Annotated in this window: 2 protein-coding genes; both read left to right on the forward strand. The window is 58.5% G+C overall.

Annotated features, from left to right (window positions below; genetic code table 11):
* On the forward strand, nt 1-2,167 hold a 2,167-nt coding region (locus ABX749_RS28865; RefSeq protein WP_372899084.1), incomplete at its 5' end, for an FG-GAP-like repeat-containing protein.
* Nucleotides 2,168-2,195: 28 nt separating this feature from the next.
* A partial coding sequence (locus tag ABX749_RS28870; protein ID WP_372899085.1) for an MBL fold metallo-hydrolase occupies nt 2,196-2,664 on the forward strand: 469 nt, incomplete at its 3' end.

Here is a 2,664-nt window from a genome sequence, read left to right on the forward strand (position 1 = left end):
CCAGGTCGAACTGGTTTCGTTCACCGTCGACCCGGAGTTCGATACGCCCGAGGTGCTGGCCGAATACGGCACAAGAGCCGACGCCGATTTCCAGCACTGGCACTTTCTGACCGGCGACCGTGCGACCCTCTGGGATTTGAGTAAAGACGGGTTCAAACTGGACGTCCAATCCGGCCGGGACGCGACCAATCTGATCACCCACAGTTCGCTGTTTGTCCTGGTCGACCAAGATTCAAAAATCCGCGGTTACTACGAAGGCCTGTCACCGGAAGCGAACCAGAAACTTCGCGACGACATCAGCGCGTTGTTGGACCAACGAGACCCCAGTCGACTGGAACGCATGCCCGAAATTTCCGTCCCACGCGATATCCGCGATCCGGCATGGCTGCAACCGCGGGCCGAAGCCCAGCGGGCGCTGGCATCCGGCTACGAAGTGACCTGCGATTTCCAATTCACCGACGACCTGTCGTCCAGCGGCATCACGTTCAGCGACAAGGTCGTCGAGGACGTCAAACGCGACTTCAAATCGGCCCATTATGATCACGGCACCGCGGTGGCGGTCGCCGACGTCGACCAGGACGGGCTGCTGGACATCTATTTTGTCTGCCAATTGGGAAGCAACGAACTGTATCGCAACCTGGGTGGCGGGAAATTCGAGAACATCACCGAGTCGGCCGGTGTTGCCGTCGCCGACGAGGTGTCGAGTGGGGCGTCGTTCGCCGACGTGGACAACGACGGAGACGCGGACCTTTATGTCACCCGCATACGTGCCGCCAATCGATTGTTCCTCAACGATGGAACGGGAAAATTCGAAGACGTTTCCGAGCGCTCGGGGCTCGACCACGTCGCACACTCCTCCGCGGCGGTGTTCTTCGACTATGACCGTGACGGCTTGCTGGACCTTCTGCTGACCAACGTCGGAAAGTTCACAACCGAAGAGCGCGGTCCAGGCGGTTACTACCTGTCACACAAAGCAGCCTTTACCAGCCACCTGTTCCCGGCCCGTGCCGAACCCAACATCCTGTTCCGCAACTTGGGCGGCGCACGGTTTGAAAACGTGAACGATCAAGTCGGATTCAAAGATGTCTCTTGGTCCGGGGACGCGACACCGATCGACGGCAATGACGACGGTTGGCCCGACATCTACCTGCTCAGCATGCAGGGGCACGACCAGTATTTCGAAAACCAGCAAGGAAAAGGCTTTGTCAACAAGAGCCGGGAATTGTTTCCCGCCACCGCCTGGGGCTCGATGGGTGTCAAGGTGTTTGATTTCAATCGAGACCAAAAGCTGGACCTTTACGTCACAGACATGCACACCGACATGGTCCATAATGTGGCTCCCGGAGACGAAAAGAAGAAGATGACTCGGAACCTGCCGGTTTCGATGCTGGGCACCGATGGCAATCACATCCTCGGAAATGCGTTCTATTTGAAGAGCGAATCAGACGCTTACACCGAAGTGTCCGACGAAATCGGCGCGGAAAACTACTGGCCTTGGGGCATCAGCGTGGCCGACCTGAATGCCGACGGGTTCGAAGACGTCTTTGTGACGGCAAGCATGAGTTACGATTTCCGCTACGGCATCAATTCCGTGCTCTTGAACGATCACGGAAAACGATTCTTGGACAGTGAATTCATCTTGGGTATCGAACCACGAGCCAAGGGGACGGCCCATCTGTGGATGACATTGGATTGCGACGGAGCCGACGCGGGGCACCGACTTTGTGATGGCCGCAGCGGCAAACTGCAAATCTGGGCGGCCATCGGGTCGCGCAGCTCCGTCGTGTTTGACCTCGAAAACGATGGTGATTTGGACATCGTGACCAACGATTTCGGCGGCTCCCCGATGGTCCTGACCAACAATCTGACCGACAAACACGACATCAACTACCTGCAGGTAGAATTAATCGGAAAACAGTCCAACCGCGATGGGCTCGGTTGCTTGGTGGATGTCCAATTGTCGGATAAAAACCTGATCGCGGTCCATGACGGAAAATCGGGCTACCTGGCGCAAAGCCGAATGCCGATGTATGTCGGCTTGGGGGACGCGACGCAGGCCGATCAAATCACCGTCACCTGGCCTTCGGGAATCGTGCAGACGGTCGAAGGTCCCATTCAATCGAATCAAAAGCTGACCATTGTCGAAGACGGCGAAACCACGAAGTGACGACCTCGCAGCCCCGGCATCGATTTCGATGACCGTCGCAAAGCTCGTGTTCGCGCCCGTTGTCCTGGCCATCACCATCGCCTCCACCGGCTGCTCTCCGTCCTCACCGCCTCCGCCGGGCAAACCGATGGAAACGCTGGTTCCCGCGGTGGAAAAGAACAGCGATTCGAAGACGCAGTACCCGACGCAATGGCTGGGGGGCCAAACCCTGACCGTCGCCCCGGGCGTCCACGTGCTCGGGGAAATCAGCCCCAGCGCCGTGCACGCCATCGAAACCGACGACGGCATCATCCTGATTGACTCGGGCGGCGACGAGCAGGCGCGCGGAGTGCGTGAATCATTGCTGTCGGTCGGTTTGCGGCTGGACGATGTGCGCTATGTGTTGATCACCCACGCACATTACGACCACGTGTTCGGCGTCAACAAGATCCGCGAGATGTCGGGCGCGACCGTCGCTGCAGGCAAGGACGATTGCGACGTCCTGCGCAGCGCGGATC

Source organism: Stieleria sp., assembly GCF_041595215.1.
GTDB lineage: Bacteria > Planctomycetota > Planctomycetia > Pirellulales > Pirellulaceae > Stieleria > Stieleria magnilauensis.